The organism is Prosthecobacter sp. (assembly GCF_049294395.1).
Taxonomy (GTDB): Bacteria; Verrucomicrobiota; Verrucomicrobiia; order Verrucomicrobiales; family Verrucomicrobiaceae; genus Prosthecobacter.
Genome location: NZ_JBAQCR010000205.1, coordinates 84,557 through 109,075, shown reverse-complemented (window position 1 = coordinate 109,075; position 24,519 = coordinate 84,557). Strand labels below are relative to the sequence as shown.

The window sequence follows — 24,519 nt, the reverse complement described above, 5'->3', positions numbered from 1 at the left end:
TGAAACCCTGACGCTTTCATCCCATTTGCAGGTCGCGGGCAGGCATGCGATTCAGCGTGGACCATGCGCTTCCGGCCTCATGACTGATGATTGAAATGGATTCCAGAGAACCAGGCAGCTTCCTCCCGAAGAGTGTCAGCAAGTCCGTGAGAACGGGCCATGGCATGAAGATCGGCATCTTCGCCGGGATTCATGGGGATGAAGAGGCGGGCACGCTGGCCACGCATGAACTCATCGAGTGGGCTGCTGAGAGGCCGGAGGAACTGCATGACTATGAGCTGCATTTTTTTCCGGTCTGCAATCCTACCGGGCGCACGCTGGGCACAAGGCACAGCCACAGCGGGCTGGATTTGAACCGTGAGTTTTGGTTTGGCTCCACTGAGCCGGAGGTCGTCTATTTGGAAGCTGAGTTGCGGCGTGAGCGCTATGACGGGATCATCTCGCTGCACTCTGATGACACGTCTGACGGCTGCTATGGATTCGTCAGCGGTGCGCTGCTGAGCGAGCATCTGCTGGAACCTGCGCTGCAGGCCGCGAGTGAGTTTTTGCCGCGCAACGAGCAGCACATCATCGATGGCTTCCTGGCCTCACGTGGCATCATCAAGGAAGGCTATCTCGGCATCCTCAGCGCGCCGCCAGAGCAGCGGCCGCATGCGCTGGAGATTGTGTTTGAGACGCCTGCGCTGGCGCCGATGGACGCGCAGGTGAAAGCGACGGTGGCGGCGGTGAAGAGGATTCTGGTGGAGTATCGTGAACTGCAGGCGTATGCGGCGAATCTTTGACCTGTTGAAGGTCCCCTCACCGCCCCTGCTTCACACGCAGCAGTTTTTCTCCTGCCGCGTTGAGCGTCTCAAGCTGCTTGGCGTAATGGAAGCGGATGAAGCGGTGTTCGGGTTCGCGGAAGAAACTGGAGCCGGGGACGCCGGCGACGCCGACTTCGCGGACGAACCATTCGGCGGCTTCGGTGTCGGTGGGGAAGCCGAGGGATGAGATGTCCATGAGGACGTAGTATGCGCCGTGGGGCTCGGTGAATGGGAGGCCGGTGGCGCGGAGGTGATTGAGGAAGATGCCCCGCTTCTCGGTGTAGAGAGCGCGCAGGCCGTGGTAGTAGCTGTCAGGCAGTTCGAGTCCGGCGACGGCGGCTTCCTGCAAGGGTGCGGCGGCACCGACAGTGAGGAAGTCGTGCACCTTGCGCGCCTGCGCGATGATGTGCGGGGCGGCCTGCACATAGCCAAGGCGCCAGCCGGTGATGGAGTAGGTTTTGGAGAGCGAATTGCACACGATGACACGCTCCGCTGCGCCGGGCAGCGAGTGCATGTAGACGTGCTCATGCGGTTCATAGACGATGTGCTCGTAGGGCTCGTCAGTGATGACGAAGGCATCGTGCTTTTCGGCGAGATCGAGGATCATCTGCAACTCGGCACGGGTGAAGACTTTGCCGGTGGGGTTGGAGGGATTGCAGACGATGATGGCCTTGGCACCCTGCGCAAAGGCGCGTGCGAGTTCATCGGGATCAAAGCCGAACTGCGGCGGGCGGAGGGGCACGTAGATGGGCTCGGCCCCGGAGAGGATGGCGTCTGCGGCGTAGTTTTCGTAGAAGGGTGAGAAGACGATGACTTTGTCTCCGGGCTCGCAGCAGGTCATCATGGCGCACATCATGGCCTCCGTGCTGCCGCAGGTGACGACGAGGTTTTGATCCGGATCAACGGGGGTGCCGGAGAAATGGGTGATCTTTTTGGCGAGCGCCTGGCGGAAGCGCGGCGCGCCCCAGGTGACGGCGTACTGATGGAACGGGCCACGGGTGGCGCGCTCCAATGCGGTGAGGAGTTCCTCCGGCGGATTGAAGTCGGGAAAGCCCTGGGAAAGATTGATCGCGCCGTGCTGATTGGAGAGGCGCGTCATCGCGCGAATGACGGATTCGGTGAAGGCGTGGAGGCGGCGGGAAGTTGCAGGCATCCTTGCGATTTGGGCGAGAAGCCGCCAACGTGCAACCAACCAATCTGACCCACATGCGCCGCCGAATCTCCCTGCTTGCCCTGCTGCTGACGGCCCCCTGCCTGTTTGCCGCCGAGGAGTGGCAAACCTTGTTCAATGGCCGGGACCTGAGCGGCTGGCGGGCCAATGTGATGCCGGAATCTTTCTCCGTGGTGGATGGAGCCATCCGGGCGCATGCCACCAAGCCCAGCGCCCACTTGTTTTATGCGGGCGACATGAAAACCGGCTTCATGCGCTTCAAGAATTTCGTGTTTGAAGCGACCTGCCGTAGCGAGCCGAATTCCAACTCGGGCATCTTTATTCACACGGACATGACCACGCGGGACAGCGCGCTACATCTGGCCAAGGGCTATGAGATCCAGCTCAACAGCACGACCAAGGAGAAGCGCAAGACCGGCAGCCTGTATGCGGTGGTGGATCTCGCGCAATCGCCGGTGGATGAAAGCCAGTGGTTCAAGCTCCGTGTCACGGTGAGCGGCAAGCGCATCATGATTCATCTCAATGACAAGCAGGTGGTGGACTACACCGAGCCGGACAACGTCAAGCGCCCGCCGGAGCGTGCCGGACGCTTATTTGATCCGCAGGGCGGCGGCATCGCCTTGCAGGCGCATGATCCGGGGAGTGTGTTTTACTTCAAAGATCTCCGCATCAAGCGCCTGCCTTGAAACCTTGCTGATCATGCCTCCTGAACCCTCCCCCCCGCCACAGCTCAAAGAATGGTTTGATGCCGCCCGCTATCGGGCCATCGCCAAGGAACTCGCCAGCATCGCGCCGAAATTTCGTGCGGATGATTTCATGAAGACTGTGCTGGATGGGCTTGAAGCCCGCAGCCTGATGCAGCGGGTGCATCAGTGCGCGGTGGCGGTGGATGCGGCGCTGCCGGGGACGTATCAGCAAAAGGTCCGGGCTCTACAGAAGCTGGCGCCGCGCATCGGGCATGAATTCGTGACGATCTTCCTCGGCGATTTCGTGGCGACGTACGGCCTTGATGATTTCGATTTCTCCATGGAGGCGTTGAGGTTTTTCACGGTCTTTGGCTCGGCGGAGTTTGCGGTGCGACCGTTCATTCTGGCGGATCAAAAACGTGCGTTGCAAATGATGCACGAATGGACGGCTGACCCGGATGATAAGGTGCGCCGCCTCGCCAGCGAGGGATCACGGCCGCGCCTGCCCTGGGGCATGCGTTTGCAGGCGCTGGTGCGCGACCCCGAGCCGACGGCGAAGATTCTGGAGGCGCTGAAGGATGATGACTCGCTGTTTGTGAGGCGATCGGTGGCCAATCATTTGAATGACATCACGAAGGATCATCACGATTATGTTTTGCAGCGGCTTGAAGCCTGGGACCTGGAACGCGAGCATCTGAAGTGGATCGCGAAGCATGCCTGCCGCACGCTGATCAAACGCGGGCATCCGCGTGCGCTGAAGCTCTTTGGCTTTGGCAAAAAAGCGGAGGTCACAGCGAAGCTGGCGGCTTCTCCTTCACGCCTGGAACTTGGGCAGCGCCTTACGTTGACGGCTGCGCTCACTTCGACTTCAAACCGCTCACAGCGACTCGCGATCGACTACGTGGTGCATTATGTGAAGGCGAGCGGAGGCAGTGCGGAGAAGGTTTTCAAGTGGACAGAGATCGACCTGCCGGCGCATGCTGAAATTGAGCTCGTCAAATCGCAGGTGGTGCGCGATTTCACGACGCGGAAACACTACTCAGGCAGGCACCGAGTGGAGTTGCAGGTGAATGGGCAGCGGGTGGCGGAGACGATGTTTGTCCTGGCCTGAATTCTACTGCAGGCTCAGCGATAGAAGGTTTCGAGAATCAAGGTGCAGAGCGCCTGACGATACGTGGCATCTGCGGCATCGCCGGCAGGCCAGTTGGGACGGCCGCGTTTGAAGGAGCCGTCCGGCTGCTGGGCTGCGAGGATTTGCGGCATGACCTGCGAGGCGAAGGTCGTCCACTCGGCCCCGCCATTGAGGAAGAGCGCATTGCTGTAGCCATGCCAGCAGTAGAGATTGCAGTTTTTTTCCCAATCCGGGGGCTCGGCCTGGAGGAAGCCTGAGATGAATTTGACGCCTTTTTTAGCGGCTGGTGTGCTTTTTCCAGCAAGCATGAGATGGCCTGCCGCAGCGCCACCACTGAGGCTCCATTGGTTGTAATGTGCTTCGCGGCTGGCACCGCCGAATCCGCCGTCCTTGGTTTGAACGGAGTCGATGTAGGACAGCGCTTTTTTGATGCAGGACTCCAGCCCGTCGATCTTCAAGCTGGTGGCCTTGGCGACATTGAGCGCCTGGAAATGCCAGTTGGCCAAAGACAGATCTGAACCGCTGCCTGGATTGTAAACGATGGTTTCGCCGCCGTAGGTCCAGGAGCCGCGACTGGTCTGCTGGCTGATGATTGTCTTCATGGCTGTATCAAAGGACTCTCGCAGTCCAGGAAGGCTTTTTGAACCCAAGCGGGCCGTGATATAGGCTTCGCCAACGGCAACGGTGGCAATGGCATGCTCGTAGGTTCCAGCTCCGCCACCACCCTGCCCCTGCCATTTTTCGCTAAAAATGCCGCTGGGGTTCTGTTTGGCGAGGGTGATCAAATAGAGCAACGCTTTCACCACAGAGTCTCCATACTCGGGAGAATCGGGTGTCTCACCGTGGCCAAGGAAACACTGGAGCACGAAGCCGGTCATCGCGCCTTTGTTGCTGCGGCCCCATGAGCCGTCGGGGTTCTGGCTGGTTTTAAACAGATTCAGGGAGGTCACCACCGCTGCATCCATCTCTGGAGTGCCTCCGCCGCGGCGGATGGCCTCCAGGCGAGTGGCGGGCAGAAAGCGGGCGCGGTAAGATTCGGGGAGGCTTTTGAGAGAGGCTTCCGAAAGGCCACCGGGGGCGGTGCTTGCCGGAGCATTCTGCATGGCCAGCCAATGGTCCTTGGCATAGGCCTTGTCTGGGGGGCTGAGATTGTCGATGGCGATCTCAAAGTCCGCGCCGTTCTTCAGGCGGACTTTGACCGCACGCTGGGCGACATTCACGCCGACCATTTCGGCCTCGATGATCTGGCCGCTGGTATTCGTCCAAGAACGCATCTCCGCCACTGCTGCGCCATGCAGCAGCAAGAGACTGAAGGCGGCGATGCACGCGGCGCGCTTCATGATTACTTCACTGCCGCTTTGGCCTGGGCCTGGCTTTCGGCAGAGAGCTTGCTCAGTGCCAGAATGTGCGTGACGCCGGTGGAAGGAATTTTGAGGAGCACGCTGTCGCCCTGAAGTCCTGCGAATTCGGCCTCGATGGTCTTGCCTTCGGTGTTGGTCCATTTCAGGACGCCGCCGGCTGCTGCGGGCATGGCGGCAGCAGGAGCTGCGCCACCGCCGGTGAGGCTGGCGCCTTCATTGATCCAGGCTTTGAAGACGTCGAGCTCAGCAGCGGTGAGTTTGTTCTTGCCTTCCGGAGGCATCACGTCGGCATCGTCATCTGGCAGTGTGCAGTTGATGAACATCGTGCTCTTCATGGCTTCGCCGGGAATGATGTTTTTTCCGGCACCGATCTGCTCGGGCAGCTTGTCATCATCGAGGGCGAGCTTGCCTTTGACCTTCTTGGTGGTGCTGTGGCAGGCATAGCACTTGGTGCGGAAGATGGGGGCGATCTGCGTTTTGTAATCGACCGCAGAAGCAGCGGTGGTGGTCAGGACAAGAGCGAAGAGAAGGCTGAATTTCATGGTTGAGTGCGACATGGAACGATCAAACGGGCGGTTTGCCTAGATTAATTTATGGATTCCGTGCGTTCAGCGAGCGGAGGGGTCGAGCTGACGCAGCTGCTGCAGGGTGAGCAGAATGGCGTCGCGCTGGGCCTGCAGGCGGCTGATGCCCAGCACAGCGCGGCTGCCGGAAAGGGTATTGAGCAAGGGGCTGGCCTCCGGCTGGGAGGAATTCCACAACACGCCGCGCATGGCGCCGGGGTTCTTGGCGGCCAAGGCCTGGTAATCTGCGTTCAAGGCCTGACGTTGTGCGGCAAGCTGCGTGCGGAGAATATCCACGACGTTGCGGGCGGGCATGGCCGCTGATGAATCGGGAGTCTGGGAGGGACCGGCCTGCTCACGAGCCAGCCGTGACTCCATTTCGCGGGCTTGGAGCAGCATTTTCTCGCGGGCTTTTTCTGCGGCCTCCATCGGATCGTAGCAGGCCTCCCAGCGGAGGTCCGGGGTGGTTTTCGCGAAGGCGACTCTGACCAAGCCATCGGCGTGCCGGAGGGAAACATCCTCGGCGCTGACGGCGGTGATCTCGGCGTCGCGCAGGACTTTGCCATCGTCCAGGCTCAGCACGGGAAACTTCCTGCCCACCATGGCGCTGCGGCGCTGGGTGCGGAAACGGTCAAACTGAGCTTTGAGAGCCTTGAGCTCCTCCTGCGTCTGGGAGAGCTCCAGCTGGGTCTTTTTCAGAGTGGTCTGTACCGCCGCAAATTGCTGCATCTGTGCCTGCAGGGAGGACAAATCTGCTTGTGATTGCTCCAGGAGATGGTTGGTCTCATCGACACGGGTCTGCAGGGTCTGATTCTCGATCTGCAGAGCATCGTACTCGGTTTTTTTGACACAGCCGCCCAGCAGCAAGAGCATGGCGGCTGTCACTGGAAGAATGCGAGTAGGGTGCCTGCTCATTTCCAAAGAGAATGTAATCCTATTCAATCCCGTTTGTCACGCATCCCCTACCATGATTTTCAGAATGACGGCCTGGCCTCAAGGCTTGCATTCAAAGTATCCTAGCCGAGACTGAAAGCCCCCCAAACCACCCTTTATGAGCAAAGCCTCCGTCGAAGACATCAAACTCGCCTCAGCAGGCCTCCGTGGCCAGCTGGCCGAGCAGTTCGCTGATACCAGCACCCCGAACATCCCGGAGGACTCCAACATCCTGCTCAAGCACCACGGCTCCTACCAGCAGGATGACCGCGATGTGCGCGCCGAACGCACCAAGGCGAAGCTGGACAAGGCCTGGAGCTTCATGATCCGCAGCAAGATGCCCGGCGGCCGCATCACCGCGAAGCAGTGGATGATCCATGACGACCTGTGCACCAAGGCCTTTGGCAACATGCGCCTGACCAACCGCCAGGGCATTCAGCTCCACGGCGTGCTCAAGGGTGGCCTGAAGGAAGTCATTTCCAACGTCTGCCACAGCGGCCTCAGCACCATGGGTGCCTGCGGTGACGTGGTGCGCAACACCATGGGACCGGCGGCTCCAATCAAGGACGCCGTGCACGCTGATACTCAGAAGCTTACGGAGGAAATCAGCCAGCGCTTCCTGTGGCGGAGTTCGGCCTATGCGGACATCTGGCTCGACGGCGAGAAGCTGGAGCCCAATTGGATCCAAGATCCAGAGGTGAATCCTGCCGTGCGTGAGGTGACAAAGGCCCCTGAAGGTGATGACCCCATCTACGGCAAGGTGTATCTGCCGCGCAAATTCAAGATCGGCGTGGCCATCCAGCCCTGCAACGATGCGGATATCTACTCTCAGGACCTGGGCCTCGTGCCGCACGTGGTGGACGGTGCTGTCGAAGGCTACACGATCACTGTGGGTGGTGGCTTTGGCATGAGCCACGGCCAGCTGAGCACCCGCCCCTTCCTGGGCCAGCCGCTGCTGTATGCGAAGCGTGCGAACGTGGTGGATGCCGTCGAAGCCATCGTGACCACCCAGCGTGACCACGGCAACCGCACCGAGCGCAAAAACGCCCGCATGAAGTACACCGTGCAGAGCATGGGCCTCGACGGCTTCCGCGCCGAAGTGGTGCGCCGCCTGCCGGGCATCGAAACCTTCCCGCCGAAGGAGCTGAACTTTGACAGCGTCGAGGACAAGCTCGGCTGGTACGAGCAGGGTGACGGCAAGCTCTACTGCGCCGTGCATGTGAGCATGGGCCGCATTGTGGACCGCGAAAACGGCCCGCACTACCGCAGCGCTTTTGTGGAGCTCTGCAAGACGCTGGATCTGCCGCTGATCGTGACGCCGAACACGAACATGATCATTGCTGACGTGGCACCCGATCAAAAGGACGCCGTGGATGCCATCCTGGCCAAGCATGGAGTCATCCACGCCGACGGCATGACCCGCGCCCGCAAGGTGGCCCACGCCTGCGTGGCCCTGCCGACCTGCGGTCTGGCTCTGAGCGAGTCTGAGCGTGTGCTGCCGGGCTTCATGGACAAGATCGACGAAGCTCTGCGTGAACTGGGTCTGGAAGACGAGCCGATCCTCTTCCGCATGACGGGCTGCCCGAACGGCTGCGGCCGCCCTTACAACGCCGACTTCGGCTTTGTGGGTCGCTCGCCGAACAAGTACGCGATGTTTGTGGGTGGCAGCATCCGCGGCAACCGCCTGGCCGGCCTGGAGTACAAGACCGTCCTCGGTGAAGAAGTGCCGGTGAAGGTGCGCGCCTTCCTGGAAGCTTTCAAAGCGGAGCGCAAGGATGGTGAGATCTTCGCCGACTGGTTCGCCCGCACCCGAACCACGGGTGAGGCGCCGACGCCGGAGCAGTTCCACATCGAACTGGCTGAACGTGCCGCCAAGCTGGCTGAAGCCAAGACGACGGCTGCTGAGGCGGGTTAATCCTCCCAAAAGCATCGAATTCGAGGCGGCCCGCACCTAGCGGGCCGCCTTTTTTGTGCAGATGGAGCCCACCAACTGAAGAATAAGCACGGAACCAGAACTCACTGTGCTGATTTCCGTGTATTCAGGGGATTCCGTGGCTCAACTCAGGTAATTTCTGAACATTACGGTACTTGTGTGTCGCGTATCTTTGGGCCACAGACTCCACCATGTCTCTCCCGTTCTATCATTACCTGCATCTCATCGGCCTGATCCTTGTTTTCATTGGCTTTGGCGGTCTGTTCTCCAGCGAAGGCGCCAAGAAGGCCATGATGTGGCATGGCATCGGTCTGGTCATCAGCATTGTCTCCGGATTCGGCATGCTGGCGAAGCTGGGCATCATGGGCACGATGCCAGTGTGGGCCTGGATCAAGATCGGCCTGTGGCTGGTGCTGGGCTTCCTGCCGGTGCTGGCGAAGCGTCGTGTGATCGCCGCGCCGCTGGTGGTGCTGATCGCTGCAATCGTAGGTGCGACACTCGCATTCATTGGTTACACCTACAAAACTGGGTTTTCGCTAGGATCGTAAAATCTGCGTTGGCGTAGTGATCACGGTCCTCGGGTTTCTCCAAGGCCAGCCGTTCGCAGCCATCCTTCCATATCACTTCAACGGACTGGCGCTATCGCTGGTCGGTTTGAGGCTGAGCGTGGGCGAGGGAGATTGAGGGGGCGCTGGTCGACGGGCAGGAGTACCCATCGTACTGCTGAGGGGTTCTGTCTTCAGATTTCAGATCGAAGGCGAGACGCCTCGAGCCGTTGACAGGCCGGAGGCCTATCCTCCGATTAAGAGCCGAGGGCTTTGCTTTTTTCGGTGGCGGCGCGGACGGCTTGAATCATGGCGTTGCGGAGGCCGTGCTGCTCGAGTTTTTCGAGGCCGGCGATGGTGGTGCCGCCGGGGCTGGTGACTTCATCGCGCAGGGATGCGGGGTGTTTGCCGCTGGTGAGGACCATTTCTGCCGCACCGGCGACGGTTTGTGCCGCAAGGCGCAGGGCTGCGGCGCGTGGCAGGCCCATGAGCACGCCGCCATCGGCGAGGGCTTCGATGACGGTGTAAACATAGGCCGGACCGCTGCCGGAGAGGCCGGTGACGGCATCGAGCAGTTTTTCGGCGACTTCATCGGCCGTGCCGACGGCTCCGAGAATCTTCTCCGCGAGGGCGGCGTCTTTGGCGGTGGCTTTGCTGCCGCGTGCGAAGGCAGCGGCTCCTTTGCCGACAAGTGCGGGGGTATTGGGCATGCTGCGAATGACGCGCTGCTTGCCGCCGAGCCAGGTTTCGAGATTGGCCAGCGAAACGCCGGCGGCGATGCTGAGATAGAGCCGCGAGCCTTTGACCTGGGAGAGGGCCTCGCACAGGGACTTCATGTCTCCGGGTTTCACGGCGAGGATGATCACGTCTGAGGCTGCCGCGACTTCCGCCGGCGTGCCGGTGATGGATTTGCAGGCGAGGCATTTGCGCAGGGAGTTCACGGCCTCGGGCATCACATCGCTGAGCGCCACATTCAGGCTGGTTTTGCCAAGCGCCTGCTCCACGCCGCGCAGGAGCGCGCCGCCCATTTTTCCACAGCCAATGAGTCCGAGTTTCATCATGAGGCGAATTTGGGGCAGATGTGGCGGCGTGCAAGTACGCCAATCTTGTCTTGCGTTTGGCCCCTGAATTTTGCGATGATACTAGAAATAACCGCTACAAATGCACGTTGACCAGTTTCAGCCGGAAAAGATCCTCGCCGCAGGGCCCTCCGCCAAAGTCTATCGCGGAGTGGAGACAGCGACGGGACGAAAAGTGCTGATCAAAGCCCTGCTGCAGAATCACGAAACCGTGTGTCCGCTGGACCGTGAACGATTCCAACAGATAGCGCCCTCGCTCATGCAGATGCGGCACCCGCACATTGCGCGCCTCATCACACTGCTGCCCACGGAGGATGAATTTGCCTTCGTGTCTGAATTCATGCCCGGAACGAACGGCCGGTCCTTTGACGCCGAGCACAGGCTTTCGCCCAGCGATGTGCGAATGCTGGCGGTGCAGCTCATGCATGCGCTGCAGGTGGGTGAGGAGCTGCGCCAGCCGCACGGCGACCCAAAGCCGAGCAATCTCATCATCGCCGACCACCCGAGCGGCGGTTTGTTTCTCCAGGTGCAGGACTGGGGCCTCTCGCTGGCCCGGAAGACACAACCGCCGGAAACGCTGTGGTTTCGTGCACCCGAGCTGCATGCGGGCGGCGCTCCCACGATGCAGAGCGATTTGTTCACGGCAGCAGGCAGCCTGTTCTGCATCGCCACAAACACCGCGCCGACACTGGGAACGACGGTGGAGGAAATCATGCAGGACTGGCTGGCCTTTGACGCCTGCGAACTGCTGGATCATTTGCGACCGGACTTGGACGAGCCGCTGCGCGACTGGCTGGCATGGCTGCTGAGCCTGGCGCCACAGCAACGCCCAAAGTCGGTGTCGCAGGCGCTGAAAGTACTGATGCAGAGCATGCCTGCAGGCAGCACTTACCAGACCAAGCAGCCGCCCGTGATGGCACCGGGTGCCAAGACCACACAGCTCACATCCAAGACGCTGAAGCCCCGGCCCGTTCTGACCAAAGCTGCGTCAGGGCCTGCTGCCGCATCCCAGCCACTGACAGCTGCCCCAAAAAAACCGTCCCGCAGCCGTGGCCTCGCCACTGTGCTGTTAAAGATCGCAGCACTCGCAGTGATCGGATTTTTCGTCTGGTCCGTGGTTCAGAAATTCGTCCCCGGAGTGTGCCCACCCGCCGCCATCTACAGCAAAACAACACACGCTGTCGCCGCTGCTCCCCAGATCAGGATCAACAGCCACCAGGCGGGCTCCCCAACTCTGGCACTTCCGAAGACCGGAGCCGAAGTCCGCTGAGGGACGAAGCTCCGCCGACAGCATTCTCCATGCGGCAGGCGCTGATTTCGCATGCAGGATGTGCGTACTCCTCTCGTGAAAAGCTCCCCTGCCCTTCTCCTGCTGCTCCTCACCGCACCTGCCTCTGCGGCGGTCGATTTCGTTCGGGACATCCAGCCGATCTTCAGCGAGCACTGCTATCAATGCCATGGCGGGCACAAGCAGGAGGCGGCCTTTCGGCTCGACAACAAACCGAGCGCGCTGAAGGGCGGAGACTTTGGTGTGGCCATTGTCCCCGGCAAAGCGGATGACAGCCGCCTGATGCATGCGGTGCTGGGCACGAACCCCAAAATGCGCATGCCGCGCAAGGGTGATCCGCTGAGCGCGGAGGAGATCGGCAAGCTCAAGGAGTGGATCGATGCGGGTGCCGTCTGGCCTGACAGCGCGAGCGTGAGCATCGAGAGGAAAACTGACCACTGGGCCTTCAAGCCGCCCGTGCGGCCACCCGTGCCTGCGACGGCGAAGCATCCCATCGATGCTTTCATCCGTGAGCGTCTGGCGAAGGAAGGGCTGCGGCCCTCGCCCGCCGCAGCTCCTGAAACGCTGCTGCGCCGAATTCACCTGGATCTCACCGGCCTGCCGCCGACGCCGCAGGAAACTGCGGGCTTTGCCATCGCCTACCAAAAGGATCCCGCAGGAAGCATTCAACGGCTGACCTCCAACCTGCTCGCCAGCCAGCACTTCGGCGAGCGCTGGGCGCGGCACTGGCTGGATGCGGCGCATTACGCAGACAGCAACGGCTACGAAAAGGACCCGATGCGCTTCATCTGGTTTTACCGTGACTGGGTGATCAGCGCCTACAATCGCGACCTGCCGTATGATCAGTTCATCATTCAGCAGCTTGCTGGTGATGAGCTGCCCCAGGCCACGCAGGATCAGATCGTGGCCACCGGATTTCTGCGCAACACGATGGTGAATGAGGAGGGTGGCGTGGACCCTGAGCAGTTCCGCATGGAGTCGATGTTTGACCGCATGGACACCATCGGCAAAAGCGTCCTCGGGCTCACCATCGGCTGCACGCAGTGCCACAACCACAAGTACGACCCCATCTCGCAGGAGGAGTACTACCGCATGTTTGCCTACCTGAACAACGACAACGAGCCCTGGCGCGTGGTGTATACCGCCAGCGAACAGATGCAGCGCGCGCAGATTCTCACGCGCACGGCTGAGCTGGAAGCCAAGCTGAAGCATGACCACGCTGACTGGCAGCAGCGGATGAAAGAATGGGTGGCTGCTGTGAAAGCCGCGCAGCCGCAGTGGCACACGCTGGCCTTTGAGGACGATCCTTCAGGGGGAGAGAAGGCACTGCGTCAGCCGGATGGGAGCATCCTCGCGCAAGGGTATGCTCCGACGAAGAGTGATGTGAAGTTTGCGGTGAAGGGATTCCATGAGGCGAGCGTTCCCGCTGCATCACGCACCATCAGCGCCTTTCGACTGGAGTTGATGAATGACCCCAATCTGCCTGCGTATGGACCGGGGCGATCGCAAAAGGGCACGGCGGCGCTCACGGAATTCCAGGCCGAGATGAAGATCGACGGCAAGATGACGAAGCTAAAGTTTGTGAAGGCCACTGCGGACTATGGCGAACCGGAAAACACGCCGTTGGCCCCCTTTGCCCGTGATCAGGATGTGAAGAAGGACAAGCGTGTCACGGGCCCCATCGCGTATGCGATTGATGGCAAAGCGGAGACCGCCTGGGGTATCAACGCTGGTCCTGGTCGGCGCAATGTACCGCGCAATGCGGTCTTCGTTTTGGAGAAGCCCGTCGAACTCAAACCTGACAGCGAACTGAGCGTGACGCTGAGCATGAAGCATGGCGGCTGGAACAGCGACGACCTGCAAACGATGAACCTCGGGAGGTATCGCATCAGTGTGACTGATGCGCCGAATGCCGAGGCTGATCCTCTCTATGGCAAGAAATCTGAGTTCAGCGCCTTCCGCACCACCGTGGCGGAATGGCAGCCGGTGAATGACGAAATTGAATCGCTGTGGAAGCAGCATCCTGAAGGCACCACCACCCTGACGCTGGACCCGCGCGCGGAACCGCGCATGACCTCGGTGCTCAAGCGCGGTGATTTCCTCAAGCCCGACAACCGCGTGACCGCCGGTGTGCCTGCGGTGCTGAATCCGCTGCCGAAGAATGCGGATGGCTCGCGCCTGACCTTTGCCAAATGGCTGGTGGACAAAAAATCGCCCACTGCCGCCAGGGCTTATGTGAACCGCGTGTGGCAGGCCTGCTTTGGCACCGGACTGGTGGAGACTGCGGAGGACTTCGGCACGCAGGGCTCGCCGCCGAGCCACCCAGCGCTGCTCGACTGGCTTGCGGTTGATTTCATGGAGCATGGCTGGAGCACGAAGCATCTGCTGCGCCTCATCACCAGCAGCGAGACTTACCAGCAGTCCAGCAAGGTGACGCCCCAGCTTTTAGAGCGTGACCCCTACAATCGCCTGCTCGCGCGTGGTCCGCGCTTCCGTGTGGAGGGCGAAGTCGTGCGCGACATCCAGCTCGCGGCGAGCGGTTTGCTCAATCCAGCCATCGGTGGGCGGCCCGTGATGCCGCCTGCACCGGCGTATCTGTTTGAGAAGCCTGCCAGCTACGCGCCCTTCCCGTGGAAGGTGGATGAGGATGAGAACCAGTTCCGCCGCAGCGTCTATGTCTTCCGCCGCCGCAGCACGCCGTATCCGTTTTTAAGCACCTTTGACGTGCCCAATGGCGAGAGCGCGTGCATCCGCCGCTCGAAAAGCAACACGCCACTGCAGGCCCTGATGACGCTGAATGAAACCATGAGCATGGCCGCCGCCAAAGCTTTGGGCGAACGCATGTGGAAGGAAGGCGGCAGCGATGATGCCGCGCACATCGCCTACGGCTTCCAGCTTTGCACCGGTCGCCAGCCGAGCGCCAAAGAAACGGCTTTGCTAGTGGACATGCTCAAGCGCCACCAGCCCAAGCCTGGTGAGATCGACTCGCATACTTTGATCGCGCGCGTGCTGCTCAATCTCGACGAGACGATCACGAAGGAGTGACGGTTCACGGCTCGCGCTTCATGCGCCATAGCCAGTCTTTGTCTTTGGTTCCACCGTCGTCCTTCGCATCGGGTCCGGCGGACCAGAGCAAGTAGCCGCCTTTTTCGAAGCGATAGCCCAGCGGCTGTGTGGGCCGTGATGGATCCGTGACATCGAAGAGCTTCAGGTCGGTCTTCACCAGATCGAGCGATGCAGGAAAGCTGCCGTTTTTCATGCGATGCTTCTCCAAGGCACAGGCCATGATGAGGCAGCGGCGGTGGAAGAGCCTCTCGGCGGCGGCTCGCGTGATATCGCCGATTTGCGGAATGGCAATGGCTCCGAGAATGCGACGAGGATTGGGCCAGGAGTTTTCCATTTTGCTTCGGCGGTGCACGATTTCCGCTCTGGAACCTGACGTGAGCCAGGCTTCGGGACCGGGTGGTCCAAGCTGATCAAGCATGCACTCAGCATAAAAGGCGATGTTCGCTTCGTGCCAGCCGATGGGGCCGTTCATCATGGCAAAATAAAAGGCATCCTCCGCCACTCGCTCCAAGAACGGCGCTTTTAAGGATCGGTTGGTTATGTCATGCAGCAAGTGGCGGTGCTTTCTCAAATACTCGAGCTGGAAAAACATGCCGAGGATCTCCTGGCCATGAGCGGATTGATACTGCTGCAAATCATCAAACTGACCCAACCGCACCTGCAGACGGCTCAGTGACTCTTCCGTCCAGGCGGGATGGCCGAGGGCCTCGTGCAAAGCGTCAAACGTGACCTCATGCAAGGCTGACGGAACCAGGCAGCCGATGATACCACCACGTGCCATTCCCTCGCTGATGCGAAGCATGATCAAGGCCGTGCTCACGGTCTTTGCCGCATCCCCGACCAACGCCGCGCTGCGCAGATGGAGGCCGAGCTGAAGCTGGAAATCGTTCAGTCCGAGGAAGTCGGGAAAGGATGCCTGCCAGGGATTATCTCCGACGGCCTCCAAGGCTTCCCTCTGGCCCGGTTTGATGACTGAGAAAGGTTTGTTCAGGCCCACAGCAAGCTTGGGCAGCAGGCCATTGCCATCTCCCAGTTCGCGGGCAAGGACCGTGGCGGGTGACTCAGGAACATTGATACCCCGGTTCTTGATCCAGGTGACCAGATCGAGCCTATCGCCTTCGCCATCCTTGGATTTGGCGATCTCCGGGCGGATGAAGTCCTTCGGCAGCAGTGCGTTTTGGGGAGGAACGTATCGCAGGTTCAGCGTGCCTGGCTTCTTCACACGCAGCCAGCTTTCGAGCATTGGATTGGCGAAGTAGTTCTCCTCGTCGGTCACCTTCGGCGGCATGAGGGCTGTCGGATCGCCCGTGCCCAGCCGCTCCACCATACGGCGATGGACTGCCGCCAGTTCACGGGCACTGCGCCAGTTTTCCCACTGCCAGAGAACGGTGATGAGAGAGATGAGGCAAACGAGCGTCCAGCCCATGCGGCGATTCCACACGAGGCGGGCCAGCCAGCGGGCGAAACGAACAGTATACCAGGAGTTCATTGCAGTTCCGTATTGAGTTTCATCCGCCACAGCATGTCCTTGTCTTTTGCACCGCCATCATCGTTTGCATCCGGTCCGGCGGACCAGAGCAGGTAGCCACCAGATTCAAGACGATAGCCGGGCATCTGTTTGGGTCTTGCTGGATCGTTGATGGGGAAGGGCTTCAGGTCATCCAACACTGCATCAAGCGACAGAGGGAACGAGCCATGCTTCATGCGATGCTTTTCCAAGGCGCAGGCGATGATGAGGCAACGGCGGTGGAAGAGCACACGTGCAGCGGCATCAAAAAGATTGCCTATGTTCGGCAGCGTAAGCGCACCGATCTTTCGACGCATGTTCCAGCCGAGGTGGCGATATTCATCATCGCGCCGTTTTTTGAGAACCTCGCCACGCGCTGTGCCGTCCATCCATGCGTTCTCACCCTTCGGCCCGAGCATGTCGAGATAGGTCTCCGCAAAGAAGGCGATGTTTGCGTCATGCCAGCCGCTGGGTCCGTAACGGTACGCCAGTCGAGTTGCACGAGTAGCCCATGAGTCATCTTCGTTTACAAGAAGGAGCTCTTTGCTGGCAGAGCCACCTTTGCGGCAGCTTTCGCGGATGTGAATGCCCGCGCCAAAGCCAGTGAGGATTTCCATGCTCATGCCGCGCTCCATGACGTCAAGGTCGTTGATCTTGCCGAGCTGCAACTGCAGCATTCGCAAGCCTTCCTCGTTCCACGCCGGCTGGCTGAGCGCATCCTGAACCGCCTCGAAGGCGAGTCCGTGTGTGGCAACGCTGACCAGCGAACCGATAAGCCAGTGATGCGAAGTGGCGGCCTCTGGAATCAACCGCAGCAGGATGAGCGCGGTGCTGCGTGTCTTCTCCACATCGCCCGCTGCCGCTGCCACACGCAGGTGAAGCCCGAGATCACGCATCGTGTCATTCACATTGCCCATATTTGGCTGGATCGCTGCATAAGGATTGGCCCCGGCTGTGGCGTATTCTTCGCGTTGAGCTGGTTTCAACGCAGAGAACGGCCTTGAGAGGCCCGCAGCGAGCTGGGGCAGCAGACCATTGCCGTCACCGAGTTCGCGGTTCATGACGATGGCGGGCTTTTCTCCTTTCAAATCTTGGGCAGCGGCCCAAGCGCTGAAGTCGATGCGGGAAGTTTTGTCCGCGTCGTTTTCGATGATTTGCGGCTTCACAAAGCCAGGAGGCAAAAACACGTTTTTCGGAATGATGTAGCGAAGCTGCTTCCCATCCCGATGCAGCCACTGTTCGACGACGAGCAGCGCGAAGAGATTTTGCTCATCTGGCACGCCCGGTGCCGCGAATGCGATCCACTCATCGGTGCCGATGCGCTCAACCATTCGTTGATGGGCGGCCTTCAACTCAAGTGCGCTGCGCCTGTTCTCCCACTGGTAGTAGAGTGTGAGTAACGAGATGAGGCATACGAGTGTCCAGCCCGTGCTGCGATTCCACACGAGGCGGGCCAGCCGCCGGACGACGCGCACACTATAAAGGCGGAATGGGGCCTTGGTGCCGGGGGTGGAGGAGTTCATGGGCGAGCTGTTCGATTTGCTGGCGGTTGGCGAGGAGTTGCGCGGGTGTTATCGGGGGCAGCTTGGCGTAGCTGCTGAGGGTGGATTGCGGAATGGCCTCGGGCGTGGTGATGCGGAAGAAGAAGGCCAGCAGCCAACACGCGACGAGTGGCAGGCGGAGGGGGCGAGGGATGGAGGAGAGCAGGCGGAGGAAGAACTTCGGCGTGGCAGTGTTTTGGAGTGTGCCGGGCCTTAAGCGTTTTTGAGCATTCTCTGGTTCGCGAAAAGCTCCAGAGGGCTGGAGCACTCCAGGACGCTGTCGCGAGGCTTGGAGGGCTTCTTCCAAAACACGCTCAAGGAAGGCGGGCGGAGGATCGCGCCAGCGCTGGGCGCGGAGGGTGGATTCGATGTCTTGGTTCATACCAGGGTGTGTTTTTGGGCGCGCAGTTTTTCGAGGCCGTAGCGGTACCGGCTGGCGACGGTTTGGGTGGGAAGGCCGAGGAGTTCGCCGATTTCGCGAAACCCCAGGTCCTCCCACACATGCAGGTGGATGACGCTGCGCTGTTCTTCGGGAAGAGCGGCGAGTGCAGCGGTGATTTGAGCGCGTGTTTCCTCGGCCTCGGCATCAGCGGCGGGCAGAAACCAGCCGGGAGATTCGTCTGCGAATCTTTCCATCGCATCTTCACGAGTGGAACGACGACGCAGGGCATCGAGAGCGAGATTGCGCGTGAGCGTGAAGATGACGGCGCGCTCGGACTGCGCAGTGGTGATCACCGCAACATCCCGGGCGAGCTTGAGAAACAATTCCTGCACCACCTCCTGCGCCAGCGACTCATCCTTCGTCACCGACCACGCAAACCGATACGCACTGCTGGCGTAGTCGGCATGGAGTCGGGCGAGGGTGGCTTCAGTGGGCGGCATCCGTGGTCAGTTTGACAAACGACGCACGGGTTGGGAGATTTTATTTAATTCAAATCGCCAACGCGTTCTCAGCGTCACCGAAATGGCCGACATGGAGGCCCATGCGGTCCATGAGGGCAATGTGGAGGCGGCAGAGTTTGCGGTTCGGATCGGCGCTGTGATCGTGGAAGCGACCGCCCTGGATGGTGCCGCCACCGCCGCCGGCGAGGACGACTGGGAGCTGGCGGGAATCGTGGGCGTTGCCATCAAAGAGGCTGCTGGTGAGCATGATCATGCTGTTTTCGAGGAGGGTGCGCTCGCCTTCATTGGTGGCCTGCATTTTGCCGAGGAACTCGCCCCAGAGCTTCACCTGGTGCTGGTTCACGCGCTGATACATGTCCAGGCGGTGCTCGTCATTGGCGTGATGTGAGAGCTCGTGAATGCCGCCGCTGATGCCTTCCAGGCTGGGGAAGCGCATGTTGGAGAGGTCGTTGTTCATCATGAACGTGGCCACGCGGGTGCGATCCATCTGAAAGGCGAGGAGCATGATGTCGAACATGAGGCGCAGATGATCTTCCGCGCTGGTGGGGATGCCGGCGCCGGGGCGCTGCATGGTGGGCACCTTCACAGTGGGCTGCCAGCCAGTGCCTTTGGTTTCGGCCTGGCTGATTTTTTCGGCCAACGCCACGCGCTGCTCGATCTCGCGCACGGAGGTGAGGTATTCGTCGAGCTTCTGCTTGTCGCGCTGGCTGAGCTTGGGCTTCAGCGCACCGGCGTCTTCGAGCACGAGGTCGAGGATGCTCTTGTCACGCTTGCGCTTGCTGCCGTCGTCAAAGAGCTGATCAAAGGCCTGCTGCGGGAAGATTTCCTTCGGCGCGGGTGTCGTGGGTGTGCTCCAGGAAATGTAGGCGGAGTAGATGGAGGTGAAGCCGGAATCCGTGCTGTAGCTGGGGCGCTCGGTGCCGAGCACGACGCTCGGCATGGGCGTGAACTTGCCCGTTTGTGCCGCGACGAGCTGATCCATCGTGGTGCCTACTTCCACATCGGTGGTGGTCTTCTTCACCTTGAGGCCGCAGAGCACGTTCATCTTCGGATAATGACCGCCTTCACCTTCCACGGTGGTCGGATTCCACAGGCCCTTGAAGACGCTGATGTGTTTCTTGAGCGGCTCCAACGGCGAGAGCGACTTCATGAACTCCATGCCAGCAGGGCCCTGCGTGGCGCCCCAGTGATGAGGATTGACGCCGTTGCCGGTGAAGCACACGGCGAGACGGCGTGGTGCGGTGTTGTTTTTGACCGCTTCGGCTCCGAAGGAGCTGATCGATTCAAACCACGGCAGCCCAAGGGCGACACCGGTGCCACGGAGAAATTTGCGACGGGAAAGGTTCATAGGGGTAAGGCGGTTTGTTTATTGATTGGCGGCCACGGCGGGTTCGCTGCGGCGGTTGAGGAACTGGCGGCTGTTGACGACGTCGAGCACGGCGGCGGAGAACTTGCCGTTGTTCTGCTTGAGCGCGGCCTGCATCTGACGGAGCAGCGCTTTGTCGCTGGGCATCGTCTGACGGCCCAGAGCGTAGCCGAGGAGCTTGCGGCAGAACTGCGCGTTGAAATTGGTTTCGTTCTTTTTGAGGTAGTCGCGCAGTCCGGCGAGGCCCTGGAATTTGGTGCCGTCTTTGAGCTCGCCGGTGTCGTCGATCTTGCCACCGGTTTCATCAGCGACGCGGAAGCGGCCGATGGGGTCGAAGCTTTCGAGGGCGAAGCCGAGGGGATCGATGCGCTCATGGCAGACGGCGCAGGCGGCATCGGTGCGATGGATCATGAGGGCTTCACGCAATGAGGCGGGCTTCACGGCGCTGTCCGGAAGCTTCGGCACGTTCGGTGGTGGCGGTGGTGAACTGAAGCCGAGCACGACCTGATAGAGGTAGTCGCCGCGGACGACGGGGCTGGTGCGATTTGGGCGCGAGGTCTTGGTCAAAATGGCGCCCATGCCAAGCAGGCCGCCGCGATGCTGCTGCCCGACTTTGACTTCGCGGAACTCGCCGCCGGTGACGCCGGGAACGCCGTAGAATTTGGCGAGGCGCTCGTTGAGGAAAGAGTAGTCGCCACCGATGATGTCTCCGACGCTGCGGTCATCACGCACCAAGTGAGCGAAGAACTCGATGGTCTCGCGCTGCATGTCGTTGCGGAGTTCGGTGGTGAACTCGGGATACTTTTTCTCATCGACGGTGCTCTTCTCATCGAAGCCGTTGAACTTCAGCCACTGGCCGGCGAACTCCTTGGCGAGGGCGGTCGCTTTCGGATCACGCAGCATGCGCTTCGTCTGTGCGGCGAGGACTTCAGGCTTCAAGAGGCTGCCATCGTCTGCGGTCTTGCGCAGTTCCCAGTCGGGCTGTGAGGCCCAGAGGAAATAGCTGAGGCGGGAGGCGAGCTCATGGGCGTTCAGCTTCACGTCACCGGGAGCGGCGTTGGCCATGGGCAGCGTCTCGGCTTTGAAGAGGAAATAGGGGGAGACCAGCACGCGCACGACGACCTCACGGGCTGCCGATTCACGGTCGAGCTCCTTCTTGCGGCCTTCAAAGTAGAGCGCATCCAGCTTCTGGATTTCTTCGCTGGCAAGCGGCCGACGCCAGGCGCGGCCGGCAAATTGATGCAGATGTCCGAGCATGGCTCCATCATACTCTTTCTGCTGCTGCGGATTGAGATTTGGCTGGGCAGTGTAGCCAAAGTCCTTCTTCATTGCCGCGAGATAGTCGCGGTCTTTGGGGCCGAGAAGCTGCCCGAGCTGATCGTCGCTGAAGTAATAGACGGTGATGCCGGGCTTGCGGCGGTAGAGATTGCTGGCGACTTCTTCAAGACGGCGCTCAAACATGTCCGGGAAGGCCTGCTTCATGACACCAAAATCCCTCATGGTGTTGCGAGCCGCATCGGTCTGCGTTTTCCAGACGGTGAGAATGCCCGGCATGATCTTGGTGACATCCCGCGGCTTGTCCGCTGTGAGTGCCCACTGGATGGTGCCGTCATTAATGTCGGGATTTTCCAGATCCAGCCGGGCCTCGGCGTGGATCCAAGTGACGTTTTCCGGCAGCGGCAGATTGACCACAAGCGGTGCGGCGATGGCGAGAACCCCAGGCTCGATCTTGCGGCCCTGCGGATGTTTGCCGAAGGCGCTCTTCACGCGTTCGAGTTCGGCGATGCGCTGCTTCAGAGCCTCTGCATTGGCAGGAGGGGGAGTCGCGCCGAGGGCTTTGTTGTCTTCGGCCAGCTGCTTGTTGAGCCAGTCCATGTAGATCAGGGGGCCCTTGGTGGTTTTCACATCGAGCTTGGTGATGAGCGCGATGTCACCTTTGTTGCCGTCGCCGTCATCGCCAATGCAGAGGAAGGCCTGCTTTTTGCCTTTCACCTCAATGTTCATCTGGTAGGGACGGATGCCATCGGCGTCCTGCTGCTGGCGCTGCACGCCGCTGCCAGCCTTCTTCGGATTGTTCCAGGAGAGCAGCTGCGCCTGGATGGCCTTGGCACCGTCTGTCACCGCCTGCGGCACCTGGCCGGGCTTCGTGGCATCCGGGCCGGGCAATTCACGCCAGGCAACGCGGGTGAGATCAAGGAAGCGCGACTTCGGCTCGGTGGCGTTCACGAGATTGTTCCAGTTCTGCAGGAAGGGCAGCTTCAAGCCGGTCTCTTTGGCGAGCTGTTCGAGAGGTGTCTGGAAATGCTTGTGCTTCCAGCAGGCGACCATGTAGTCCGCCTCACGCATGTCCTCGCCGTCCTGGGGCAGATGAGGCGCCGACTTCTGCTGGTACCAGACGTATAGAGCCTGCTGCGCCTGGGCTTTGACCTGCTCAGGCCCGCGCAGGCCGATGCGCTGCGGATTGAAAACGATGCCTGTGCCCGGCATGATCGTGGCGTGATCAGCCACCTTGCGTGCGGCCCCGAAGTATTTGTCCAGCGCCGCCGGGCTCATAAAGAGCACATCGCCCGTATTGCTGAAACCTTCACCGCCGCCACCGTCAGTCTGGAATTCCTTGGCGAAGCCGTAGTCGTGACGGGTGAGATCACGAATGGTGTAATCATATTCGGCGTTGGTAAGCCGGCGCATGGTCACAGGACCGGGATCGCCGGACTGCGCGGCGGCGAGGGCGTCGAGTTCGCCATTCACCCAGCCGAGGAGCGCGGTGTGCTCCTGATCGCTCATCTGGTGCGCCTTGGGCGGCGGCATGTCGCCGTTTTCGATGGTGTCCTTGACCTTCAGCCACACTTCAAAATGCTTGGTGAGCTGTGGATCCGCCGCAAACTGCTGCAAATCGACGTCGCCTTTGGTCTTTTTGGGGTTGTGGCACTCGTAGCATTTGGCCTTCAAAACGACCTCCGCGTCCTTCCAAGCGGGAGCAGCGGAAAGTGAGAACGAGCCGACGACAAAGGCGGCCAAAGAAAGATGGCGTGTATTCAGAGACATTGGGGGTACAAAAGATACGAACAAAAGACGGCATTTAATCAGCAGCTTCCGCTCCTTTTTTGCGCTTTCTTGTGCTAGGAATCATGCGAAAGCATCTGCTGGCTGAGACGTATCATTCATACCCCCATGAGTTCCTCCTTTTCACATCATGCCCCGAATCTGGAGCATGCGTTTTTGACGCGCCGCGAACTGCTGCAACGCGTGGGCATGGGCTTTGGCACGATGGCGGCCGGATCCTTGTTCACTTCGCAGGCTTCCGCAGCCACGATGGACCCGATGGCGGTGAAACGGCCGCACTTTGAGCCGAAGGCCAAGCGGGTGGTGCATTTCTTCATGAACGGCGGGCCGTCCCACGTGGACACCTTCGACCCCAAGCCGATGCTGGACAAGTACGATGGCAAACCGCTGCCGAACGTGCTCAAAACCGAGCGCCCGACCGGGGCGGGTTTCAAATCCCCCTTCAAATTCACCAAACGTGGCGAATGCGGGCTCGAAGTGAGCGAAGTCTTTGAAAAGACCGGTGCCTTTGCGGATGACATGTGCGTGATCCGCTCGATGCACGCCGACGTGCCGAACCATGAGCCCTCGCTTGGCCTGATGAACAGCGGCGAAGGCCGGCTGAACCGCCCGACGATGGGCTCCTGGGTGACCTACGGTCTGGGCAGTGAAAATCACAACCTGCCCGGCTACATCGCCATGTGCCCCGGTGGCATGCCAACGCGGCGCACGAAGAACTGGCAGTCGGCCTTCCTGCCCAGCGCCTATCAGGGGGCCTACATTAATACGGAGGACACCCGGGTGGAAAAACTCGTGGAATTCATCAAGAACGGCTCGCTCGACTTGAAGCAGCAGCGCCGCCAGCTGGACCTGCTGCAGGAGCTGAACCAGCGCAATCTGGTGCAGCAGGACCGCGACCAGCAGCTGGAAGCCCGGGTGCAGAGCTATGAACTGGCCTACCGCATGCAGATGGAGGCCACGGACGCCTTCGACATCATGAAGGAGCCGGAATCGATGCGGAAGATGTACGGCGACCACGCTTTCGGCCGCCAGTGCCTGATCGCCCGGCGTTTGCTGGAGCGCGGGGTGCGTTTCATCCAGCTCTGGACCGGCGCGGGCCAGCCGTGGGACAATCACGACGAAATCCTTGAGCACCGGAAGCTCGGTCAGCAGACAGACGGGGCGATTGCCGCGTTCATGAGCGATCTGAAGCAGCGCGGACTCTGGGATGACACCCTGATGATGTGGGGCGGCGAATTTGGCCGCACGCCGGCGGTGGAACTGCCGACGCCCGGCGCCAATGCTGGCAAGCAGCACGGCCGTGACCACAACCACTACGGATTCACCATGTGGCTGGCGGGCGGCGGGGTGCGCGGCGGCTACACGCATGGCTCCACCGATGAATTTGGCTTCCAAGCGACCGAAAATCCGGTGCATGTGCATGACCTGCACGCCACGATTTTGAACATCCTGGGCTTCGATCACGAAAAATTCACGTACAAGTATGCCGGGCTCGATTTCCGCCTCACGGGTGTGAACGAGTGTAAGGTGGTGCGGGAACTGCTGGCCTGACGGGACCGGGAAAGCCAGCCACCGGCCC

19 protein-coding genes are annotated in these 24,519 nt (G+C 60.7%); 8 read left to right on the top strand and 11 right to left on the bottom strand.

Translation table 11 applies throughout. The features are described 5' to 3' along the window. Window positions 1-95: 95 nt before the first annotated feature. Complete coding sequence (locus WAW39_RS13435; RefSeq protein WP_422319635.1) at window positions 96-782, top strand: M14 family zinc carboxypeptidase; 687 nt, start codon at window positions 96-98, stop codon at window positions 780-782. 16 nt (window positions 783-798) lie between these two features. On the opposite strand, the gene WAW39_RS13430 is transcribed toward WAW39_RS13435, so the two are convergent. Then, window positions 799-1,956, bottom strand: a complete 1,158-nt coding sequence (locus WAW39_RS13430) for a pyridoxal phosphate-dependent aminotransferase (RefSeq protein WP_422319633.1) — start codon at window positions 1,954-1,956, stop codon at window positions 799-801. 53 nt (window positions 1,957-2,009) lie between these two features. Here WAW39_RS13430 and WAW39_RS13425 point away from each other — a divergent pair, with 53 nt between their 5' ends. Together WAW39_RS13425 and WAW39_RS13420 are read left to right on the top strand one after the other, a co-directional pair. Further along, window positions 2,010-2,660 carry a 3-keto-disaccharide hydrolase gene (locus tag WAW39_RS13425; RefSeq protein ID WP_422319631.1) on the top strand — a complete coding sequence of 217 codons (651 nt, stop codon included), beginning with the start codon at window positions 2,010-2,012 and terminating at the stop codon, window positions 2,658-2,660. Window positions 2,661-2,673: 13 nt separating this feature from the next. Next, a complete protein-coding gene (locus WAW39_RS13420; protein WP_422319629.1) occupies window positions 2,674-3,771 on the top strand; it encodes a DNA alkylation repair protein in 1,098 nt (365 codons plus the stop codon). A 14-nt stretch (window positions 3,772-3,785) separates the two neighbouring features. Here WAW39_RS13420 and WAW39_RS13415 read toward each other — a convergent pair whose 3' ends face one another. The 3 genes from WAW39_RS13415 to WAW39_RS13405 all read right to left on the bottom strand — a co-directional run bounded on the left by WAW39_RS13415 (window position 3,786) and on the right by WAW39_RS13405 (window position 6,631). After that, window positions 3,786-5,132 (bottom strand): prenyltransferase/squalene oxidase repeat-containing protein, encoded by a 1,347-nt coding sequence (locus WAW39_RS13415; RefSeq protein WP_422319627.1) that lies wholly within the window; start codon window positions 5,130-5,132, stop codon window positions 3,786-3,788. A 2-nt stretch (window positions 5,133-5,134) separates the two neighbouring features. After that, window positions 5,135-5,695: a c-type cytochrome domain-containing protein gene (locus WAW39_RS13410; RefSeq protein WP_422319625.1), complete on the bottom strand. Its 561-nt coding sequence runs from the start codon at window positions 5,693-5,695 to the stop codon at window positions 5,135-5,137. A gap of 66 nt (window positions 5,696-5,761) precedes the next feature. Next, entirely contained in the window at window positions 5,762-6,631 is an 870-nt protein-coding gene (locus WAW39_RS13405; protein WP_422319623.1) for a hypothetical protein, read from the bottom strand. Between the two features lie 136 nt (window positions 6,632-6,767). Here WAW39_RS13405 and WAW39_RS13400 point away from each other — a divergent pair, with 136 nt between their 5' ends. Together WAW39_RS13400 and WAW39_RS13395 are read left to right on the top strand one after the other, a co-directional pair. Further along, on the top strand, window positions 6,768-8,564 hold the full coding sequence (locus WAW39_RS13400; RefSeq protein ID WP_422319621.1) for an NADPH-dependent assimilatory sulfite reductase hemoprotein subunit: 1,797 nt from the start codon (window positions 6,768-6,770) through the stop codon (window positions 8,562-8,564). 209 nt (window positions 8,565-8,773) lie between these two features. Further along, window positions 8,774-9,130, top strand: coding sequence for a hypothetical protein (locus WAW39_RS13395; protein ID WP_422319619.1), 357 nt, complete (start codon window positions 8,774-8,776; stop codon window positions 9,128-9,130). A gap of 254 nt (window positions 9,131-9,384) precedes the next feature. On the opposite strand, the gene proC is transcribed toward WAW39_RS13395, so the two are convergent. Continuing rightward, window positions 9,385-10,188, bottom strand: coding sequence for a pyrroline-5-carboxylate reductase (proC, locus tag WAW39_RS13390; protein WP_422319617.1), 804 nt, complete (start codon window positions 10,186-10,188; stop codon window positions 9,385-9,387). A gap of 100 nt (window positions 10,189-10,288) precedes the next feature. Between proC and WAW39_RS13385 the strand changes: the two genes are divergently transcribed. Together WAW39_RS13385 and WAW39_RS13380 are read left to right on the top strand one after the other, a co-directional pair. Beyond that, a complete protein-coding gene (locus tag WAW39_RS13385; protein WP_422319615.1) occupies window positions 10,289-11,476 on the top strand; it encodes a serine/threonine protein kinase in 1,188 nt (395 codons plus the stop codon). A 75-nt stretch (window positions 11,477-11,551) separates the two neighbouring features. Continuing rightward, window positions 11,552-14,539 (top strand): PSD1 and planctomycete cytochrome C domain-containing protein, encoded by a 2,988-nt coding sequence (locus tag WAW39_RS13380; protein WP_422319613.1) that lies wholly within the window; start codon window positions 11,552-11,554, stop codon window positions 14,537-14,539. Between the two features lie 4 nt (window positions 14,540-14,543). Here the strand turns inward: WAW39_RS13380 and WAW39_RS13375 are convergent, their stop codons facing one another. The 6 genes from WAW39_RS13375 to WAW39_RS13350 are packed head-to-tail and all read right to left on the bottom strand — an operon-like array spanning window position 14,544 to window position 22,922. Beyond that, on the bottom strand, window positions 14,544-16,049 hold the full coding sequence (locus WAW39_RS13375) for a hypothetical protein (protein WP_422319611.1): 1,506 nt from the start codon (window positions 16,047-16,049) through the stop codon (window positions 14,544-14,546). Further along, window positions 16,046-17,590, bottom strand: coding sequence for a hypothetical protein (locus tag WAW39_RS13370; RefSeq protein WP_422319609.1), 1,545 nt, complete (start codon window positions 17,588-17,590; stop codon window positions 16,046-16,048). Before WAW39_RS13370 ends, WAW39_RS13375 begins: the two co-directional genes overlap by 4 nt. Continuing rightward, window positions 17,544-17,990: a hypothetical protein gene (locus tag WAW39_RS13365; protein ID WP_422319607.1), complete on the bottom strand. Its 447-nt coding sequence runs from the start codon at window positions 17,988-17,990 to the stop codon at window positions 17,544-17,546. The genes WAW39_RS13370 and WAW39_RS13365 overlap by 47 nt, the downstream gene beginning before the upstream one ends. Then, the gene (locus WAW39_RS13360) at window positions 17,987-18,490 is read right to left on the bottom strand and encodes an RNA polymerase sigma factor (protein ID WP_422319605.1); all 504 of its coding nucleotides are present in this window, start codon (window positions 18,488-18,490) and stop codon (window positions 17,987-17,989) included. Before WAW39_RS13360 ends, WAW39_RS13365 begins: the two co-directional genes overlap by 4 nt. A gap of 49 nt (window positions 18,491-18,539) precedes the next feature. Beyond that, on the bottom strand, window positions 18,540-19,859 hold the full coding sequence (locus WAW39_RS13355) for a DUF1552 domain-containing protein (RefSeq protein ID WP_397381053.1): 1,320 nt from the start codon (window positions 19,857-19,859) through the stop codon (window positions 18,540-18,542). Window positions 19,860-19,877: 18 nt separating this feature from the next. Then, the gene (locus WAW39_RS13350; protein ID WP_422319602.1) at window positions 19,878-22,922 is read right to left on the bottom strand and encodes a DUF1592 domain-containing protein; all 3,045 of its coding nucleotides are present in this window, start codon (window positions 22,920-22,922) and stop codon (window positions 19,878-19,880) included. Between the two features lie 126 nt (window positions 22,923-23,048). On the opposite strand from WAW39_RS13350, the gene WAW39_RS13345 reads away from it, so the two are divergent. Next, complete coding sequence (locus WAW39_RS13345; RefSeq protein WP_422319600.1) at window positions 23,049-24,491, top strand: DUF1501 domain-containing protein; 1,443 nt, start codon at window positions 23,049-23,051, stop codon at window positions 24,489-24,491. Window positions 24,492-24,519: the final 28 nt, after the last annotated feature.

Coding starts and splice junctions, on each gene's coding strand:
- WAW39_RS13410 (WP_422319625.1), bottom strand. CDS start 5,695: ATGAAATTCAGCCTTCTCTTCGCTCTTGTCCTGACCACCACCGCTGCT.
- WAW39_RS13425 (WP_422319631.1), top strand. CDS start 2,010: ATGCGCCGCCGAATCTCCCTGCTTGCCCTGCTGCTGACGGCCCCCTGC.
- WAW39_RS13420 (WP_422319629.1), top strand. CDS start 2,674: ATGCCTCCTGAACCCTCCCCCCCGCCACAGCTCAAAGAATGGTTTGAT.
- WAW39_RS13435 (WP_422319635.1), top strand. CDS start 96: ATGGATTCCAGAGAACCAGGCAGCTTCCTCCCGAAGAGTGTCAGCAAG.
- proC (WP_422319617.1), bottom strand. CDS start 10,188: ATGATGAAACTCGGACTCATTGGCTGTGGAAAAATGGGCGGCGCGCTC.
- WAW39_RS13350 (WP_422319602.1), bottom strand. CDS start 22,922: ATGTCTCTGAATACACGCCATCTTTCTTTGGCCGCCTTTGTCGTCGGC.
- WAW39_RS13405 (WP_422319623.1), bottom strand. CDS start 6,631: ATGAGCAGGCACCCTACTCGCATTCTTCCAGTGACAGCCGCCATGCTC.
- WAW39_RS13355 (WP_397381053.1), bottom strand. CDS start 19,859: ATGAACCTTTCCCGTCGCAAATTTCTCCGTGGCACCGGTGTCGCCCTT.
- WAW39_RS13415 (WP_422319627.1), bottom strand. CDS start 5,132: ATGAAGCGCGCCGCGTGCATCGCCGCCTTCAGTCTCTTGCTGCTGCAT.
- WAW39_RS13365 (WP_422319607.1), bottom strand. CDS start 17,990: ATGAACCAAGACATCGAATCCACCCTCCGCGCCCAGCGCTGGCGCGAT.
- WAW39_RS13395 (WP_422319619.1), top strand. CDS start 8,774: ATGTCTCTCCCGTTCTATCATTACCTGCATCTCATCGGCCTGATCCTT.
- WAW39_RS13400 (WP_422319621.1), top strand. CDS start 6,768: ATGAGCAAAGCCTCCGTCGAAGACATCAAACTCGCCTCAGCAGGCCTC.
- WAW39_RS13375 (WP_422319611.1), bottom strand. CDS start 16,049: ATGAACTCCTGGTATACTGTTCGTTTCGCCCGCTGGCTGGCCCGCCTC.
- WAW39_RS13385 (WP_422319615.1), top strand. CDS start 10,289: ATGCACGTTGACCAGTTTCAGCCGGAAAAGATCCTCGCCGCAGGGCCC.
- WAW39_RS13430 (WP_422319633.1), bottom strand. CDS start 1,956: ATGCCTGCAACTTCCCGCCGCCTCCACGCCTTCACCGAATCCGTCATT.
- WAW39_RS13360 (WP_422319605.1), bottom strand. CDS start 18,490: ATGCCGCCCACTGAAGCCACCCTCGCCCGACTCCATGCCGACTACGCC.
- WAW39_RS13345 (WP_422319600.1), top strand. CDS start 23,049: ATGAGTTCCTCCTTTTCACATCATGCCCCGAATCTGGAGCATGCGTTT.
- WAW39_RS13370 (WP_422319609.1), bottom strand. CDS start 17,590: ATGAACTCCTCCACCCCCGGCACCAAGGCCCCATTCCGCCTTTATAGT.